The sequence below is a fragment of the Streptococcus sp. 2106 genome, assembly GCF_013277315.1.
In the GTDB taxonomy this organism is placed as follows: Bacteria; Bacillota; Bacilli; order Lactobacillales; family Streptococcaceae; genus Streptococcus; species Streptococcus pseudopneumoniae.
In genome coordinates this window covers 14,879-31,249 of sequence record NZ_VMMS01000092.1, presented here as the reverse complement: position 1 = coordinate 31,249, position 16,371 = coordinate 14,879, and the positions used below count along the sequence as shown (strand labels likewise).

12 protein-coding genes and 1 pseudogene are annotated in these 16,371 nt (G+C 41.1%); 1 reads left to right on the top strand and 12 read right to left on the bottom strand.

All coding sequences use genetic code 11. The features are described 5' to 3' along the window. Together HT723_RS09635 and eno are read right to left on the bottom strand one after the other, a co-directional pair. The coding region (locus tag HT723_RS09635) for a reverse transcriptase domain-containing protein (protein WP_275689915.1) at positions 1-531 on the bottom strand (531 nt) is incomplete at its 3' end. A 795-nt stretch (positions 532-1,326) separates the two neighbouring features. Then, positions 1,327-2,631: a surface-displayed alpha-enolase gene (gene eno, locus HT723_RS09630; protein WP_000022821.1), complete on the bottom strand. Its 1,305-nt coding sequence runs from the start codon at positions 2,629-2,631 to the stop codon at positions 1,327-1,329. A 163-nt stretch (positions 2,632-2,794) separates the two neighbouring features. Here eno and HT723_RS09625 point away from each other — a divergent pair, with 163 nt between their 5' ends. After that, entirely contained in the window at positions 2,795-3,241 is a 447-nt protein-coding gene (locus HT723_RS09625) for a DUF1694 domain-containing protein (RefSeq protein ID WP_023940144.1), read from the top strand. On the opposite strand, the gene HT723_RS09620 is transcribed toward HT723_RS09625, so the two are convergent. The 10 genes and pseudogenes from HT723_RS09620 to ligA all read right to left on the bottom strand — a co-directional run bounded on the left by HT723_RS09620 (position 3,238) and on the right by ligA (position 16,295). Beyond that, entirely contained in the window at positions 3,238-4,353 is a 1,116-nt protein-coding gene (locus tag HT723_RS09620; protein ID WP_172935104.1) for a glycerate kinase, read from the bottom strand. The two genes, HT723_RS09625 and HT723_RS09620, sit on opposite strands and share 4 nt — an antisense overlap. An 8-nt stretch (positions 4,354-4,361) precedes the next feature. After that, positions 4,362-4,691: an HAD hydrolase family protein gene (locus HT723_RS11715; RefSeq protein WP_240154964.1), complete on the bottom strand. Its 330-nt coding sequence runs from the start codon at positions 4,689-4,691 to the stop codon at positions 4,362-4,364. Beyond that, positions 4,636-5,014: pseudogene (locus HT723_RS11710) on the bottom strand (HAD-IB family phosphatase). Before HT723_RS11710 ends, HT723_RS11715 begins: the two are co-directional and overlap by 56 nt. Positions 5,015-5,072: 58 nt before the next feature. Beyond that, entirely contained in the window at positions 5,073-6,506 is a 1,434-nt protein-coding gene (gene glgA / locus HT723_RS09610; protein WP_172935103.1) for a glycogen synthase GlgA, read from the bottom strand. Then, entirely contained in the window at positions 6,503-7,642 is a 1,140-nt protein-coding gene (gene glgD, locus HT723_RS09605; protein ID WP_000687036.1) for a glucose-1-phosphate adenylyltransferase subunit GlgD, read from the bottom strand. The genes glgA and glgD overlap by 4 nt, the downstream gene beginning before the upstream one ends. Next, complete coding sequence (locus tag HT723_RS09600; protein ID WP_023940141.1) at positions 7,632-8,774, bottom strand: glucose-1-phosphate adenylyltransferase; 1,143 nt, start codon at positions 8,772-8,774, stop codon at positions 7,632-7,634. Before HT723_RS09600 ends, glgD begins: the two co-directional genes overlap by 11 nt. Then, positions 8,764-10,692, bottom strand: coding sequence for a 1,4-alpha-glucan branching protein GlgB (gene glgB / locus HT723_RS09595; RefSeq protein WP_000375891.1), 1,929 nt, complete (start codon positions 10,690-10,692; stop codon positions 8,764-8,766). The genes HT723_RS09600 and glgB overlap by 11 nt, the downstream gene beginning before the upstream one ends. Before the next feature lie 380 nt (positions 10,693-11,072). After that, positions 11,073-13,352, bottom strand: coding sequence for a type I pullulanase (gene pulA / locus HT723_RS09590; RefSeq protein ID WP_000283050.1), 2,280 nt, complete (start codon positions 13,350-13,352; stop codon positions 11,073-11,075). A gap of 22 nt (positions 13,353-13,374) precedes the next feature. Then, positions 13,375-14,334: a diacylglycerol kinase family lipid kinase gene (locus HT723_RS09585; RefSeq protein ID WP_000134182.1), complete on the bottom strand. Its 960-nt coding sequence runs from the start codon at positions 14,332-14,334 to the stop codon at positions 13,375-13,377. Positions 14,335-14,336: 2 nt separating this feature from the next. After that, positions 14,337-16,295 (bottom strand): NAD-dependent DNA ligase LigA, encoded by a 1,959-nt coding sequence (gene ligA / locus HT723_RS09580; protein WP_172935102.1) that lies wholly within the window; start codon positions 16,293-16,295, stop codon positions 14,337-14,339. Positions 16,296-16,371: the final 76 nt, after the last annotated feature.

Below are 16,371 nucleotides of genomic sequence, written 5' to 3'. Positions count from 1 at the left end.
AACACCTGAATGAAGATACTTACGAATCAAGGATTCCCTATCTCCGTCTTCGATAATATTATGTACTAAGGACATCAATCTATCTTGAGGAACCGTATCGAAAAATTTCTCTAGGTCTATATCCACTATCCACTCATAGCCGTCATTTAAGTACTCTAAGAACTTCCTGATGGCTTTTTCACATGACCTATTTGGTCTGAAGCCATAACTCGTATCTGAGAAATGAGATTCACAAATGGGGCTCATGACTTGGACAATGGCCTGTTGAATCATTCTATCCATAACTGCTGGAATTCCTAGTTGACGGATACCTCCGTTTGGTTTAGGAATCTCAACTCTAAGAACTGGTTGAGGCTTATATTTTCTCTGTTTTATCAGCTCCTTAGTCAAGCGCCAGTTTTGTCTGAGATAATTATCCATCTCTTCGATAGTCATTCCATCAATCCCAGCTGAGCCTTTATTGGATTTTACTTGATTGTAGGCTTCCAGCATATTTTCGCGTGATACTATCTTATCTAGCAATTTTGACATGTGCCTATTCCTTTCTTGTTTTGGTGCCTGAGGGACATCTTATATTGGTGAACCTTCATCTAGTCAATACGTGACAGAGTCCAGTTCTATCAGACCGTTCGTTTTACAGACACAAGTAAAGTAGGATTACTTCGATCTGTCGTTTTCTCTTTCTAGCGACAGACCTCAAACAGTCTCTCCCCAGACTGTTTGAGTATTCACCCCTTCGCTCCACTTCCATTACAGAAGTTTCCTCACTACTATGGGTTCGGCTGACTTCTCATGATTCCTTGTTACTACGCTTTCAGCGCTCATGAGACCTCACGGGATAAGTCCTACATCTTTCCTCGTTTATACAAGATATGAGGACGTTAAAAGGTTACAGTGGAAAAAGATAAATCTTAGTTCGAATTCAATTACTCTCGTGATTTACGCATATGGGTTACGACTACCTTTTTGGACTTTAGAGTTTCTGGCCCCCTTATCCGCTATATACGCCTTACTATCACCTTCCTGTTCGTAGAGCCACGATTTCGCTATCCCTTCCTCTGACGATTCTTATTTCCAGTGTCAGACTTAAAACGGTCTATCCCCAGACCGTTTTAATCCGCTACCTCACGATAGTCAGGCTTGGGAATCGCTATTGGGTTCACCGGTAGCAGGTGCCCACCGAGGACTTACACCTCAGATGCACGACATGCCCGTCGTACCAAAAATAGCCCTTCGGATAAAATCCGAGGGGCTAGAAACGTTGTTAAATCAACGGCCGAACTTTTGAATTTCAAGGTTCGGGATAAAATAGTTTACTGAACTACTTTATTTTTTCAAGTTGTAGAATGATTTCAATCCACGGTATTCTGCTACTTCACCAAGTTGGTCTTCGATGCGAAGCAATTGGTTGTATTTAGCGATACGGTCTGTACGTGAAAGTGAACCAGTCTTGATTTGTCCTGCGTTAGTTGCAACTGCGATGTCAGCGATTGTTGAATCTTCAGTTTCACCTGAACGGTGTGATACAACGGCAGTGTAACCAGCTTCTTTTGCCATTTCGATAGCGTCGAATGTTTCAGTAAGAGTACCGATTTGGTTAACTTTGATAAGGATTGAGTTAGCAGCACCTTCTGCAATACCTTTTTCAAGGTAAGAAGTGTTTGTTACGAAGAAGTCATCACCAACCAATTGAACTTTACCACCAAGACGTTCAGTAAGAGCTTTCCAACCGTCCCAGTCATTTTCATCCATACCATCTTCGATAGTGATGATTGGGTATTTGTTTACCAATTCTTCAAGGTAGTCGATTTGTTCTGCAGCAGTACGTACAGCTGCTCCTTCACCTTCGAATTTAGTGTAGTCGTAAACTTTACGTTCTTTATCGTAGAATTCTGATGAAGCACAGTCAAATCCGATAAATACGTCTTTACCAGGAACATATCCAGCAGCTTCGATAGCAGCAAGGATAGTTTCAACTCCGTCTTCAGTTCCTTCGAAACGAGGAGCGAATCCACCTTCGTCACCTACGGCTGTTTCCAAACCACGAGATTTAAGGATTTTCTTAAGAGCATGGAAGATTTCAGCACCCCAACGAAGAGCTTCTTTGAATGATGGCGCACCAGCAGGTACAATCATGAATTCTTGGAAAGCGATTGGAGCGTCAGAGTGAGAACCACCGTTGATGATGTTCATCATTGGAGTTGGAAGAACTTTAGTGTTGAATCCACCAAGGTAGCTGTAAAGTGGGATTTCAAGGTAGTCAGCGGCAGCACGAGCTACAGCGATAGACACACCAAGGATTGCGTTTGCACCCAATTTACCTTTGTTAGGAGTACCGTCAAGAGCGATCATAGCACGGTCGATAGCTTGTTGATCACGTACATCGTAGCCAATGATCGCTTCAGCAATGATGTTGTTTACGTTGTCAACAGCTTTTTGTGTACCAAGACCACCGTAACGAGATTTGTCACCGTCGCGAAGTTCAACTGCTTCGTGTTCACCAGTAGAAGCTCCTGATGGAACCATACCACGTCCGAAAGCACCTGATTCAGTGTAAACTTCTACTTCAAGTGTTGGGTTACCGCGTGAGTCTAGGACTTCGCGAGCGTAAACATCAGTAATAATTGACATTTTTTACTCTCCTTATGAGTTAAATTTTTTACACCTCTATAATACCTTAAAAGCCCTCCTTTTTCAAGAAAAAACGTTATCTTTGTGCAAATTTTCCTTAACTTTATAAAGTAATCGCTTTCTTTTGTCTGTTTTATTCTAACTTTTATGATATACTGTTTTCATGACAGATTTATCAAAACAATTACTTGAAAAAGCTCATGGTGGAGCAAAATTAAATCCAGATGAGCAAAGACGCTATCTTGGTACCTTTGAGGAAAGAGTTCTTGGATATGCAGATATTGACACAGCAAATAGCCCTCAGTTAGAAAAAGGTTTTTTATCTATTTTAGAAAATCTTCAGGAAAAAGCAGAGCCACTATTTGTAAAGATTTCACCAACTATCGAATTTGACAAACAAGTTTTCTACTTAAAAGAAGCTAAAGAAACTGATAGTCAAGCTACCATAGTATCTGAAGAGCATACTACTTCTCCCTTCGGTCTGGTTATCCATAGCAATGCACCAGTACAAGTAGAAGAAAAGAACCTTCGACTTGCTTTTCCAAAACTTTGGGAAGGTAAAAAGGAAGAACCTGCCAAAACATCCATCTGGAAGAAATGGTTTAGCTAAATCTTACTCAGACTTAATAAACGCCCAATATTGGCAGCCGTGTGCTCCAAATAGAGACTGGCATTTTTCAAACTATCTTCTAGAGGTTCACTTTTCTCTAAAATAGAAAAAGCAGCTTGGATATTTTCAAATGGTAAGGGAGATAAATCCTCAGCAAGACTACCGCAAATAGCAATAACAGGAACTCCGACAGGGGTTCTTTTTGCAACACCTATAGGTGCTTTACCTGCTAAACTTTGACAATCTAGCCTTCCTTCTCCTACAACAACCAAGTCAGCATGTAAAACTTTCTTATCAAAGTTGATTAAGTTCAAGCAGGTATCAATTCCAGACACGATATTTGCCTGAGCAAAGGCACACAAACCGCCAGCAATGCCTCCACCAGCTCCTGCTCCTTTAATTTGCAATATTGCAGGTGAGACTTTTTCATAAAAGTCTTGGATTGCTTGATCTAGGACTGGAAACATAGTAAGATTTAGGCCTTTTTGCTTGCCAAAAGTGTAAGTCGCACCTTGATGACCACATAAGGGACTCACGACATCTGATAAAATATGAATTTGAACACCTTCAGGAATTTTATAGCGATTTTCTGTTGAAACAGAAGCTAAGTTTAATAAGGATTGACCGGAAGCAGGCAAGACATTTCCGTCCCTATCATAAAATTGATAACCTAAACCAGCAGCAATCCCCAGTCCTCCATCATTACTGGCCGTGCCACCAACACCGATATAAATATCTTTAATCCCTTTAGAAATGAGATGGAGAATCAACTCTCCGATACCACAAGTTTGGATTTGAAGTGGATTTCGTTTCTCTAGCGGAATTTTTCCAAGACTAACCAAGTCAGCTACTTCAAATAGTGCCAGTTCCTCTTTTTGAAAATAGCGCATGGCTTCTTTTTGTCCAAAAGGGTCTGTCACTTGGATCCATTTTTCTTTTAGGTCAAGAGAATGTCGGATAGCATCTACAGTACCTTCTCCCCCATCACCAACAGGGCAGAGGAGATATTCTACATCTGCTATCGATTGTTGGAAGCCTCTTTTTATTGCTTCAGCTACCTGTTGAGCTGTCAAGCTTTCCTTAAACGAATCCGGTGCAATTACAATCTTCATATTTTCCCTCATTCTAAACAGTCAATCAAAGGAAGAACTTCTAAAAAATCCCTCTTGTCAACATGATGTGGTATTTCTTTTTTGAGTACTTCTTTGGCACAAAAAGCGATTCCCAGTCCTGCTGATCTCAACATCAATAAATCATTGGCCCCGTCACCGATTGCAATCGTTCTTTCTTTAGAAAGTTTTAGTTTCTTTCTCCATTTTTCCAGAGTTTCTTTTTTGACCTGGGGACTTATAATTTGTCCAACTAATTTTCCTGTTAAAAGACCTTCTTTGACTTCAAGCTGGTTGGCAGTGAAATAGGCAATACCAAGGGATTTTGCTAATCTCTCCAACTATTGGTATAAATCCACCAGACACCAGACACCAAACCAACTAGGATGCCATTCTTTTGGAGAATAGAGATGAACTCTGGGACATTTAGCGATAGATGAATTGAGTTGAAGACGTTATCAAAGACCAAAATAGGAAGACCTTCCAAGAAGGACACTCTTTTTCTTAAACTGCTTTCAAAGACCAACTCTCCTCGCATTGCCCGACTTGTAAGCTGCGAAATTTCCTCCTCACGGCCTACCTCTCTTCCCAACAAATCAATCACTTCTTCTAGGATTAAGGTTCCATCCACATCCATAACACACAAGCCTTTTACTTGAGACATCAGTTCTCCTCTCTAAACAGCCTAAAAATCGTATGAAGTCTTCATACGATTTTATCTATTAATTAACTAAACTATGGTACAAGTCAAGGTATGACTTGCAGGCTGTATCCCATGAGAAGTCACTCTCCATAGCTTGTTTTTGTAGGTTTCTCCAAATATCTGGATGGTTTCTATACAAGTCCAATGCTGTTTGGAAAGTCCAATTTAACCAGTAAGGTGATAGATTATCAAAGCTAAAACCAGTACCGCTTCCTTCGATTGGATTGAAAGCGCGGACAGTATCTCGCAAACCACCAACTTCATGAACCAATGGCAAGGTTCCGTAACGCATAGCCATCATTTGAGACAAGCCGCATGGTTCAAAACGACTTGGCATGAGGAAGAGGTCACAGGCAGCGTAGATTTCTTGAGCAAGTTTGACATCAAAAGTGATATTTGCTGATAGCTTGTCTGGGTATATCTGAGCAAACCATGAGAAAGCTCCTTCAAAGCCTGGATCTCCAGTTCCCAAAAGAACAATCTGAACATCATTTTGCAAGATATGGTGAAGACTTTCGACCACCACATCAAAACCTTTTTGACGTGTCAAACGAGAAACAATTCCCACCAGTGGAACGTCAGCTCTAACTGGCAAGCCAACTCTTTCTTGCAATTTTGCCTTGTTTTTGGCTTTCCCAGACAAATCTTCCTGATTAAAATGATAGTCTAAAAGAGCATCCGTCTGAGGATTATAAAGGTCAGCATCAATCCCATTCACGATACCAGATACTTTACCAGACTCCATTCTAAGAATCTGATCCAAGTTACATCCGAATTTACTGGTCATAATTTCCTGAGCATAACTAGGTGAGACGGTTGAAACACGATCCGCATAGAGAATACCTGCCTTCATCCAGTTCAGACAGTTGTTCCAGCGAAGGGTACCGTCAGCATAACGTTCAAAGCCAACTCCAAACAAGTCCCATAACATTCCTTCTGAAAATTGTCCTTGGAATTCCAAATTATGAATGGTTAAAACAGTTTTTATTCCTTGATAGGCTTGAATCCAACGGTATTTTTCCTTTAACAAGAAAGGAATCATGGCTGTATGGTAATCATGAACATGGAGAAGGTCAGGAATAAAGTCAATCCTTTCCATAGCCTCAATGGCAGCAAGTTGGAAAAAGGCAAAGCGCTCTCCGTCGTCAAAATCACCGTAAACATGACCACGGAAGAAATAATATTGGCTGTCAACAAAGTAGAAGGTTACACCATTTAATACTGTTTTCTTAATTCCACAATACTGTCTGCGCCAACCGACGCTCACCTCAAAATGAAGAACATCTTCAATCTGATTTCCAAATTTAGCCTCTACCATGTCATAGTAGGGTAAAATCACTGCAACTTCATGTCCCGCTTTTACAAGTGATTTAGGAAGAGCGCCAATGACGTCTCCCAAACCACCTGTTTTTGAAAAGGGTGCACCCTCTGCTGCTACAAATAAAATTTTCATGAATGAATATCCTCTGTTACTTTGCTACCTTTCTTAACGACAACTGGATGTTCTGCAGTTCCTCGAATCACAACACCAGGCTCAACTTCAACACCCTTGTCCAAGATAGCATATTCTACCTGAGCTCCTTCTCCAATCACAACACGAGGGAAGAGTAGGCTATCTTTAACCAGGCTATCCTTATGGATATGAATATTACGTGATAGAACAGAATTAGCCACTTGACCTTCAATGATACTACCAGACGCAAACTGAGAAGTACTTACCTTAGATGTATTAGCATAGTAAGTTGGTTCTTCGTTCTTAACCTTTGTATAAATCTTTTGGTTTGGTGAGAAGAGAGAATAGAATTTCTGTGATTCAAGCATATCTTTATTAGCTTGGTAATAAGACTCTACAGAGTGAATATTGGCTAGGTAGCCTGTGTACTCGTAGGCGAAAGCTCCCTCTTTTGCAGCCAAATCACGTAAAACATAACGCAATTTCTCTGGATGTTCTTTTTTAGCTTCTTCTTCCAAGCGTTCAATCAACCACGGTGTATCAACGACAAAGATATCTGTAGACATATTGAACGTTTCAGCTGTTGACTTGCTATCAAAGAGTTTATGAGAAAGAACATGGTCTGTTTCATCCACTTCTAAGATTGCATTTACTTCTGAAATATCTTTCTTAGCTAGTTTTTTATAAACTACAGTGATAGGCCCTTTTGTTGTACTATGTAGATGGAAAACTTGGTTCAAATCAATGTTAATCAAGACATCGCAGTTGAGGGCAACCGTTTGGTTTGATCCAGAGCGTTTTAAATAAGTAAGAAGCTGTTGGTAGTATTCTTTTCCTACTGTGCTACTCTCCACACGAGTATTGTAAATACCTAGATAATAGTGACTGAGAAGGGTTGATAAGCCCCACTCGCGTCCTGAACGAATATGGTCAAAGACTGAGCTGATATTATCCTGCTGGAAAATACCAAAGACACTACGAACACCTGCATTAGCAAGGCTTGAAAGTGGGAAGTCAATCAAACGATATTTCCCACCAAATGGCAAACTTGCTACTGGACGGTGGTCTGTCAATGTCGACATATCGTGAAAACCAACTGTGTTTCCTAAAATGGCAGAATATTTATCAATCTTCATCTGTTGCTACCCCCACTACTTCATTATATCCTACAACTTGTACTTCATCTGTTCCATCAATTTCGACACCGTCAGAAATAATCGCACCTTCACCAATAATGGCACGTTTAATCTTAGCTCCTTGACCAATGATAGCTCCACTCATGATAACTGAATCAACAACTTCCGCTCCTTCGCGAACTTGCGCGCCTGTTGAAAGGATAGAATGTTTAACAGTTCCATCAACGAAACATCCGTCTACAACTAATGAGTCTTCCACATCAGCATTTGCTCCGAGGAAGTTTGGTGGTGAAATCAAGTTTCTTGAGTAAATCTTCCATTGACGGTTACGACTATCCAAGGCATTTTCTGGAGAAATATACTCCATGTTCGCTTCCCAAAGTGACTCAATAGTACCGACGTCTTTCCAGTAACCGCTAAATTCATAGGCATAGACACTTTCACCTGACTCAAGGTAATTTGGAATGACATTTTTACCAAAGTCTGACATATCGACATTGCTCTTTTCAGCAGCGACTAACATATTGCGGAGACGCTGCCAATCAAAGATGTAAATACCCATAGAAGCTTTTGTAGATTTAGGTTGAGCTGGTTTTTCTTCAAATTCTACAATACGATTGTTAGCATCTGTGTTCATGATACCAAAACGGCTAGCTTCTTTCAGAGGAACATCAAGAACTGCTACTGTCAAACTAGCATTATTATCCTTATGAGACTGGAGCATAGCATCGTAGTCCATCTTATAGATATGGTCACCCGAAAGAATCAAAACATACTCAGGGTTGACACTGTCGATATAATCAATGTTTTGGTAAATAGCGTGGCTAGTCCCCTCAAACCAACGATTTCCTTCACTTGCAGAATATGGTTGAAGGATAGAGACACCAGAATTAATCCCATCTAGACCCCAACTTGAACCATTCCCGATATGGTTGTTGAGAGCAAGTGGTTGATACTGGGTGATGACTCCAACATTGTGAATACCTGAGTTGGCACAGTTTGAAAGAGCAAAGTCAATGATACGGTAGCGCCCACCAAATTGCACAGCTGGTTTTGCGATGCTTTGAGTGAGTTTACCGAGACGAGTTCCTTGCCCACCAGCAAGAATCAAAGCTAACATTTCATTCTTCATTTTCTACTCCTTTTTGGTTTTTACTTGTGACAGTTTTATCAGATTTCAAGCGGCGTTTGATTTTCCAAACACTTGCTCCCATAGCCGGTAGGGTAAAGGTCAAGGTCTGCTCATAATCTTTCCATAGTCCTTCTTGCGTTTGAACAGTTTGATTATGTTCTTTCCAAACGCCTCCCCACTCTTCTAACTCAGTATTCCAGACTTCTTCATAAATCCCTGCAACAGGCAGACCGATTGTAAAATCTTTTCGTTCAACAGGTGCCATATTAAAGACGCAGACTAGCATGTCGCCCTTCTTACCCTTACGGATGAAGGAAAGAACACTCTGGTCTCGATTATCCGCATCAATGATTTCAATACCATCATAGCTGGTATCGATTTCCCACAGACAGCGATGATCTTTGTAAAACTGGTTTAGCTGAGAAGTGAAATACTTCATCTTAGCATTCATAGGGTCTTCTAGATTAGACCATTCCAACTGCTCTTCAGATCTCCATTCTAGGAATTGGCCGTATTCACTACCCATGAAGAGCAATTTCTTACCAGGGTGACAAATTTGGTACGTATAGAGATTGCGCAAGCCTGCGAATTGATTATAGCGATCTCCCCACATCTTGTGCATCATACTCTTCTTGCCATGAACAACTTCATCGTGTGAGAATGGTAGGAGATAATTCTCCTTGAAGACATACATAAAGCTGAAAGTCACTAGGTTAAAGTCGTATGTACGATAAATCGGATCTTCTTCATAGAAACGGAGAATATCATTCATCCAGCCCATATTCCATTTGTAGTCAAAGCCAAGACCATCTGAATCCTTTGTATCAGTAATCTGAGTAGCTGATGAACTTTCCTCAGCTATCATCATCACATCTGGATGAGCTAGTTTAATGACATCATTCAAGCGTTGAAGGAAATAATATCCTTCATAGTTGAGATTACCGCCATCTTTATTCGGTGTCCATGGGGCATCATCGTAATCTAGATAGAGCATGTTGCTAACCGCATCCACGCGAATACCGTCCAAATGGTAAAAGTCAATCCAAAACTTAATGCTAGAAATCAAGAAGGACTGGACTTCATTCTTCCCAAGGTCGAAATTGAGTGCTCCCCAACCATAGTTATGAGCCTTATTATGGTCCTGATACTCAAAAGTCGGTGTCCCATCGTAATAGGCTAAGGCATCATCATTAATAGTGAAGTGACCAGGTACCCAGTCCACAATAATCCCAATATTGTTTAAGTGACATTCCTCAACAAAATCTTGAAACTCTTCAGGACGACCATAGGCATGCTCTAAAGCAAAGTAACCCATAAGCTGATAGCCCCAACTCAAACCGAGAGGGTGAGACATCAAGGGCATAAACTCAATGTGAGTATAGTTCATCTCAACTAGGTAAGGAATGAGTTCATCTTTCAATTGAGCAAAACTATAGGGACTACCGTCTGGATTTCTCTTCCAAGAGCCAGCATGAACCTCGTAAATATTGACAGGACGCTCTTCAAAGCTTAAGCGTTTTCTACGGGCTAGCCAGAGTCTATCCTTCCATTTTTTCTCTGGAATCTCTGTTAAAATCGCTCCAGTACCAGGTCGTGCCTCATACCGTACAGCCAAAGGATCAATCTTCATAAGCTGATGACCATTTGCACGTGTGATATGGTACTTGTAAATTTGGCCTTCTTGAGCAAAACTGGTAAAGACTTCCCAGACTCCAAATTCATTCCGTTCCATCGGAATTTGATTTTCAACCCAATTGGTGAAATCCCCTACCAAGTGAACTGCCTGAGCATTGGGTGCCCAAACTCGGAAAGTATAGCCAGACTCACCATCTTTTTCTTCCCTATGCGCTCCCAGATAATGCTGGAGGTGAAAATTCTCACCTGTCATAAAGGTGCGCAATGCTTCTCTTCTATCCATATACTCCCTTTCTGCTGTAAGCGTTTTCTGTGTTTTTATTATACTACTTTTTTAGAGAAGATTCAAGTAAATTACTATACTTCTTTAAAATTATTTTGAAAATCTACAAAAAGTTCACTTTCTCGTTCAATTGTAAAGCAATATTTTTTCAAAAAAATGTGAAAACACCTTTCTTTTCTCTACTATAATACCAAAAAGTTCGTATTTTTCTATGATTATTATTGTTTTATAGCAAAAAAATAAAACCAGGAAAACAATTTCCTGATTTTACACGTTTGATGAAAATATTTATCAAATTTTCTATACAAGTGAGTTATCAACTAAGTTCTTTCTATTCGTTCACTTCCAATGATGTGTTAGAATAGCGAGATAGATGGTCTTTATAAAACACTCAAGACAGCTAGACTAATATCATCTAACACATTATCTTCTTTTGAACGACTATTAGTTACCAACATAGCTAAATTTCCTGCATTTTCAAATTGATAGGGTTCTGATTTAGCATTCACAACAACCAAGAGGTGTTCTTTCCCATGAACTTCATAGATAAGGCAGCCGCTATGTTCAATCGCAGAATGCACAAAGACATGATGGTAAATTTCATCATAGCTAGAGTAAGAAAAGGCACCAGTTTTTGTCTTCAATCGGATGACTTGACGGATAAACTCAATACTGTCTTGACGCTCATTGATCAAATCCCAGTTGACTTGGTTCACACTGTCAGGAGCATTATAGCTATTCATCGCACGCTCTCTATCATCATGGGTCAACTCACCATTCTCACCAGTCGCAACCAGTTTGGTACGACCAAATTCTTGACCGATTTCCATAAAGGCCATCCCTTGCATGAGTAGGTTCATAGCTGTGGCTGTCTCGACCTTGCGCATGATTTGTTCTGAACTTTGGTTTGGATGAAGGGTTGCCAATAAATCGTGAAGATTGTAATTGTCATGGGCTTCCACATAGTTAAGCACTTGATTTGGATGTGTATAGGTTCCTAATTCACGACTGCCTAGGATTGCTTTAGCAAGAATTGGCTCTGTCGCAGCACCGCTGACAAAACCTGACTTGATAGCACCATAAACTTCTCCACCTTTGACAGCATCACGCTGATTGTCATTAAAGAAACCAATATTTGGCATTTCGTAGGCGTTGTCTTTCTTAGCCTTATCATAAGGTGCAAGACCTGTTCCCATGTCCCAACCTTCTCCATAGAGGATAATGTTAGGGTCGATTTCATCTAAGCTTTGACGAATCATCTGCATAGTCTTGACATCATGAATCCCCATTAAGTCAAAACGGAAGCCGTCAATATTGTATTCCTGAACCCAGTATAGAAGAGAATCAATCATATACTTGCGGAACATTTCGTGTTCACTGGCTGTTTCATTTCCAACGCCTGTTCCATTCTGGAAGGTACCGTCTGGATTCATACGATAATAGTAATCAGGGACAGTTGTTTGGAAAGGTGCATCAACAACTGAGAAGGTATGGTTATAGACCACATCCATAATAACACCAATACCCGCATCGTGGTAAGCTTGAACCATGGTCTTCAAATCACGAATAACCTGAGCTGGGTCGTCTGGATTAGTTGAAAAACTAGTTTCTGGCGCGTTATAGTTTTGTGGGTCATAACCCCAGTTGTAGGTTACATTCCCATCCTCATCGTATTCTTTGTGACGGTCTGCAATTGGTTGCAACTGAACATAATTGTAGCCCAGCTTCTTGATGTAATCAAAAGCAGTTGCTTGGCCGTACTGGTTAACTGTTCCAGTCTGTGCAGCACCTAAGAAAGTTCCTCGAAGATGTTCATCCACACCTGAGGTCGGTGATTTGGTCAAATCACGAATGTGCATTTCACAAATAACTGCCTTACATGGATTTGCCAAGCGCCAAGTAGCCTCTGAACCGTGCTTGACCTCGAAGTTTGCAACTTGCTTTTCTTCATGGCTCAGGATAGCTGAACGTTTGCCATCAGGACTGGTCGCGATGGTATAGGGATCGCGTGTCACTGTTTGGTGGTGAGGGAATTGGACTTGATACTGATAAGCCTTACCAGTCAAATCTTCCTCAACATCCAAACTCCAGACACCGATTGTATTGTCCTTGTGATTATAAGAGTAGCTATTGCCTCTCTCCATCTCAAAGGTCTTCCAAACAGGAGCATCATTAGCAGCTGATTCATAAACGACAACCTGCACTTCTGTCGCTGTTGGAGCCCAGAGAGCAAAACGAGCCTGATTGTCCTCTACACGGCAACCCAATTCCCCTTGGTAGCCCCAGTGGTGGTCGAAACTAGCGCTATTGATAGCCTTGTCAAAAGCAAAAGGATTTTGATTTTTATAGAAAGGACTTGCAATTGCAGGATTTTCAGAATAATAAATTCTATCATCGCCTTCCAAAATCCAGACCTCTGTTAAGAGGGGATAGTGATTAAAACGGATAGCATATTCTTTACTAGTTTGGCCTGTGTGAACCACAAAATTCAAGCTTTCTAAGGGATGAGCACTTGGGTGTTCAAAGCTAAATAAGGCTCCAAAATAATCTTCTTGGTAAGTTAGTAAATCAATTCGTTGATCCTTACTCTTTACAAAAGAGCAAGTGTCGTATTCACCATTCTTGCGATGGTAATGAATGCGCATAGGGTAGTTATACATTTTTATTTTTCCTTTTTACTTTTTAATTCGTTTCTATTTCACTAATAAATTCTTGACTAATCTCGTCTCGATTGACAAAAAATTCGATGTGATGATGGCAGACTTGAAGTTCAACTGGGGTATCTCCTCCATATTCCCCATCTAGGTTCAGCATAAATGGTTCTTGGTCATCTAAAACTTCTAAACGTAGTTTGCTAGTTTTAAGGTATTCGATATTGACGTCTGAGACATGCTGACCACCATTAATGGCCTGTATCAATAAGCCCAACATATCAAATAGCTTGTCTGTCTTGACCAAAATCAGAGTAAAATTACCATCGTCTAACTTGGTATCAGGCGCTAACTGCTCAAACCCTCCAATGGAATTGGTCAAGGCAACAAAAATCAAGGACACCTCTCCTTCAAAGACCCCCTGATCGTGTGTGATTCTCACTGGACGAACCTTGGTCTTAGGAAACATTTCAATGCCTTTAGCAACATAGGCAAAATAACCAAGACGCGTCTTGACTTCACTTGGAACACTGTAAGTCAATTCGGTTAAGGTTCCAGCAGCGGCAATATTAATAAAATATTTGTCGCCAAAAGCTCGTCCAATATCCATATGAATGGTCTCATTTTTAGCAATAATCTGAGCAGCCGCAACAGGATCACCCATTGGAATTTTTAGGGCACGCGCATAATCATTAGTCGTACCTGTTGGGATGATAGCAAGCCGAGGTCTCTTATCGAGCGAGGCAACCCCATTGACTACCTCATTAATTGTTCCATCACCACCTGCAGCAATAATCAAATCAAAACCAGCTTTGGCTGCTCTCTCAGCTTCTTTTTGTGCCGAAAGAGGTTCTGGAGTCGTTTGAAAGGCACTGGTTTCATAGCCAATATTTTCCAAAACATCCAGCACTTCTGCTATATTTTTCTTGATAATTTCCTGCCCTGAGGTTGGGTTATAAATTAAACGCGCACGTTTTCTTTCTTCTGTCATTGTTACAAACTTTCTAGCCAAGCTTCATCTCGAACTTCGATAGCAAGTTCTTGCGCCTTTTGAAGTTTACTTCCAGCATCTGCTCCTGCCACGACGAGGTCGGTCTTTTTAGACACACTGCCTGTCACTTTGGCCCCCAGACTTTCGAGTTTACTTTTAGCTTCTGAGCGCTTGAGCCGTTCCAATTTTCCAGTCAATACCACTGTCAAACCTGACAAGGCTGCATCCGCTACTACAGTTTGACCTTTATAATCCAGATTGACCCCAGCTTCTTTCAATTCTCTGAGGAGAATTTCAGAGCCTTCTGTCGCAAAATAAGTCTGGAGACTCTTGGCAATCACGCCACCCAGACTTTCAATACTAGCCACTTCGTCTGGATCTGCCTGAGCCAAATTTTCGATTGAGTGGAAATGTTGGAGTAAGAGCTGGCTGGCCTTACTACCGACATGGCGAATTCCCAAACCAAACAAGAGTTTTTCGGCTGAATTTCCCTTAGATGCTTGGATGGCCTGATACAGTTTAGAAGCAGATTTTTCCTTGACCCCTTCTAAAAGGAGGAAATCCTCTTCTTGTAATCGGTAAATATCCGCCACATCCTTGACTAAATTGGCAGCAAATAATTTCTCAACTACTGATGGTCCAAGGCCTGTAATATTCATGGCATCTCGAGAGGCAAAGTGAATCAAACCTTCCATGATTTGGGCAGGACAACGCGGATTGATACAACGCAGGGCCACTTCATCTTCAAAGTGCAACAAGTCAGAGTTACAACTTGGACAGTTTGTAGGGATATCCAGTTTCTCTTCAGAAACCCGTTTGGACTCTACCACGCGTAAAACAGCAGGGATGATGTCACCAGCCTTATAAACTATGACCATGTCATCTTTACGGATATCTTTTTCAGCAATATAATCCACATTGTGCAGAGTTGCACGGCTAACAGTTGTACCAGCTAGTTGTACAGGTGTTAGATTTGCAGTTGGGGTTACAACACCCGTACGGCCAACTGTCCAGTCAACTGACAAGAGTTGAGCTTCTTTTTCCTCAGCAGGAAACTTGTAGGCTACTGCCCACTTTGGAGCCTTGACGGTAAAACCGAGTTCTTCTTGGTTTGCTAGGTCATTGACCTTGATCACCACCCCATCGATATCATAGGGAAGATTGTCCCGTTCCTCTTCTACTTCTTGGATAAAATTCCAAATCTCATCCATGCTTTCAGCCAGAATTCGTTTAGAATTGACTACAAAACCAAGTTGTTCTAGGTGCTTCAAAACCTTTTCTTGGCTGTCGCGAGTTGAAGGGCTGGCTTCCTGATAGAGGAAAGTGGCAAGATTACGCTTGGCAACTACTGCTGTATCCAGCTGTCGCAGGGTTCCTGCCGCTGCATTACGAGGATTGGCAAATTCAGGCTCTCCATTTTCTTGGCGAGCTTGATTAACCTGGTCAAAAGAAGCGCGTGGCATGTAACATTCCCCACGAACTGTAATATCAAGTTCTTCTGGCAAGGTCAAAGGAATGTCCTTAACACGTTTGAGATTTTCTGTGATATTTTCTCCAATAGAACCATCACCACGTGTTGCCCCAGCAACTAAAATCCCCTTTTCATAAGTAAGAGAGATAGATAAGCCATCGATTTTCAGCTCACAAATATAGGTTGGATGAGCCACTTCCTTACGAACGCGCGCATCAAAAGCTTCAAGCTCCTCACGTGAAAAAGCATCCTGCAAACTATAAAGAGGATACTGATGACTGTATTTTTCAAAACCATCTAAAATCTTGCCACCAACACGATGGGTCGGACTGTCTGCTAGCACTTGATCTGGATAGGCAGTTTCTAACTCAACCAACTCTCGGTAAAGGCGATCATACTCACTGTCTGAAACCGAGGGATTATCGCTGGTATAGTACTCAGCCGCATAGCGATTGAGCAAGGCGACTAACTCATTCATTCTTTTATTCATAAAACCATTTTACCATAAAACAAGCCCTCCTCACAAACGAGAAGGGCGGAAAAAACACTTAGATTGGAATTATTTT

What these genes read in the sequence shown, in the direction of transcription:
- HT723_RS09585 (WP_000134182.1), bottom strand. Translation starts at nt 14,334, where the DNA reads ATGACAGAAGAAAGAAAACGTGCGCGTTTAATTTATAACCCAACCTCA.
- ligA (WP_172935102.1), bottom strand. Translation starts at nt 16,295, where the DNA reads ATGAATAAAAGAATGAATGAGTTAGTCGCCTTGCTCAATCGCTATGCG.
- glgD (WP_000687036.1), bottom strand. Translation starts at nt 7,642, where the DNA reads ATGAAGATTGATAAATATTCTGCCATTTTAGGAAACACAGTTGGTTTT.
- HT723_RS09600 (WP_023940141.1), bottom strand. Translation starts at nt 8,774, where the DNA reads ATGAAGAATGAAATGTTAGCTTTGATTCTTGCTGGTGGGCAAGGAACT.
- glgA (WP_172935103.1), bottom strand. Translation starts at nt 6,506, where the DNA reads ATGAAAATTTTATTTGTAGCAGCAGAGGGTGCACCCTTTTCAAAAACA.
- HT723_RS09625 (WP_023940144.1), top strand. Translation starts at nt 2,795, where the DNA reads ATGACAGATTTATCAAAACAATTACTTGAAAAAGCTCATGGTGGAGCA.
- eno (WP_000022821.1), bottom strand. Translation starts at nt 2,631, where the DNA reads ATGTCAATTATTACTGATGTTTACGCTCGCGAAGTCCTAGACTCACGC.
- pulA (WP_000283050.1), bottom strand. Translation starts at nt 13,352, where the DNA reads ATGTATAACTACCCTATGCGCATTCATTACCATCGCAAGAATGGTGAA.
- HT723_RS09620 (WP_172935104.1), bottom strand. Translation starts at nt 4,353, where the DNA reads ATGAAGATTGTAATTGCACCGGATTCGTTTAAGGAAAGCTTGACAGCT.
- glgB (WP_000375891.1), bottom strand. Translation starts at nt 10,692, where the DNA reads ATGGATAGAAGAGAAGCATTGCGCACCTTTATGACAGGTGAGAATTTT.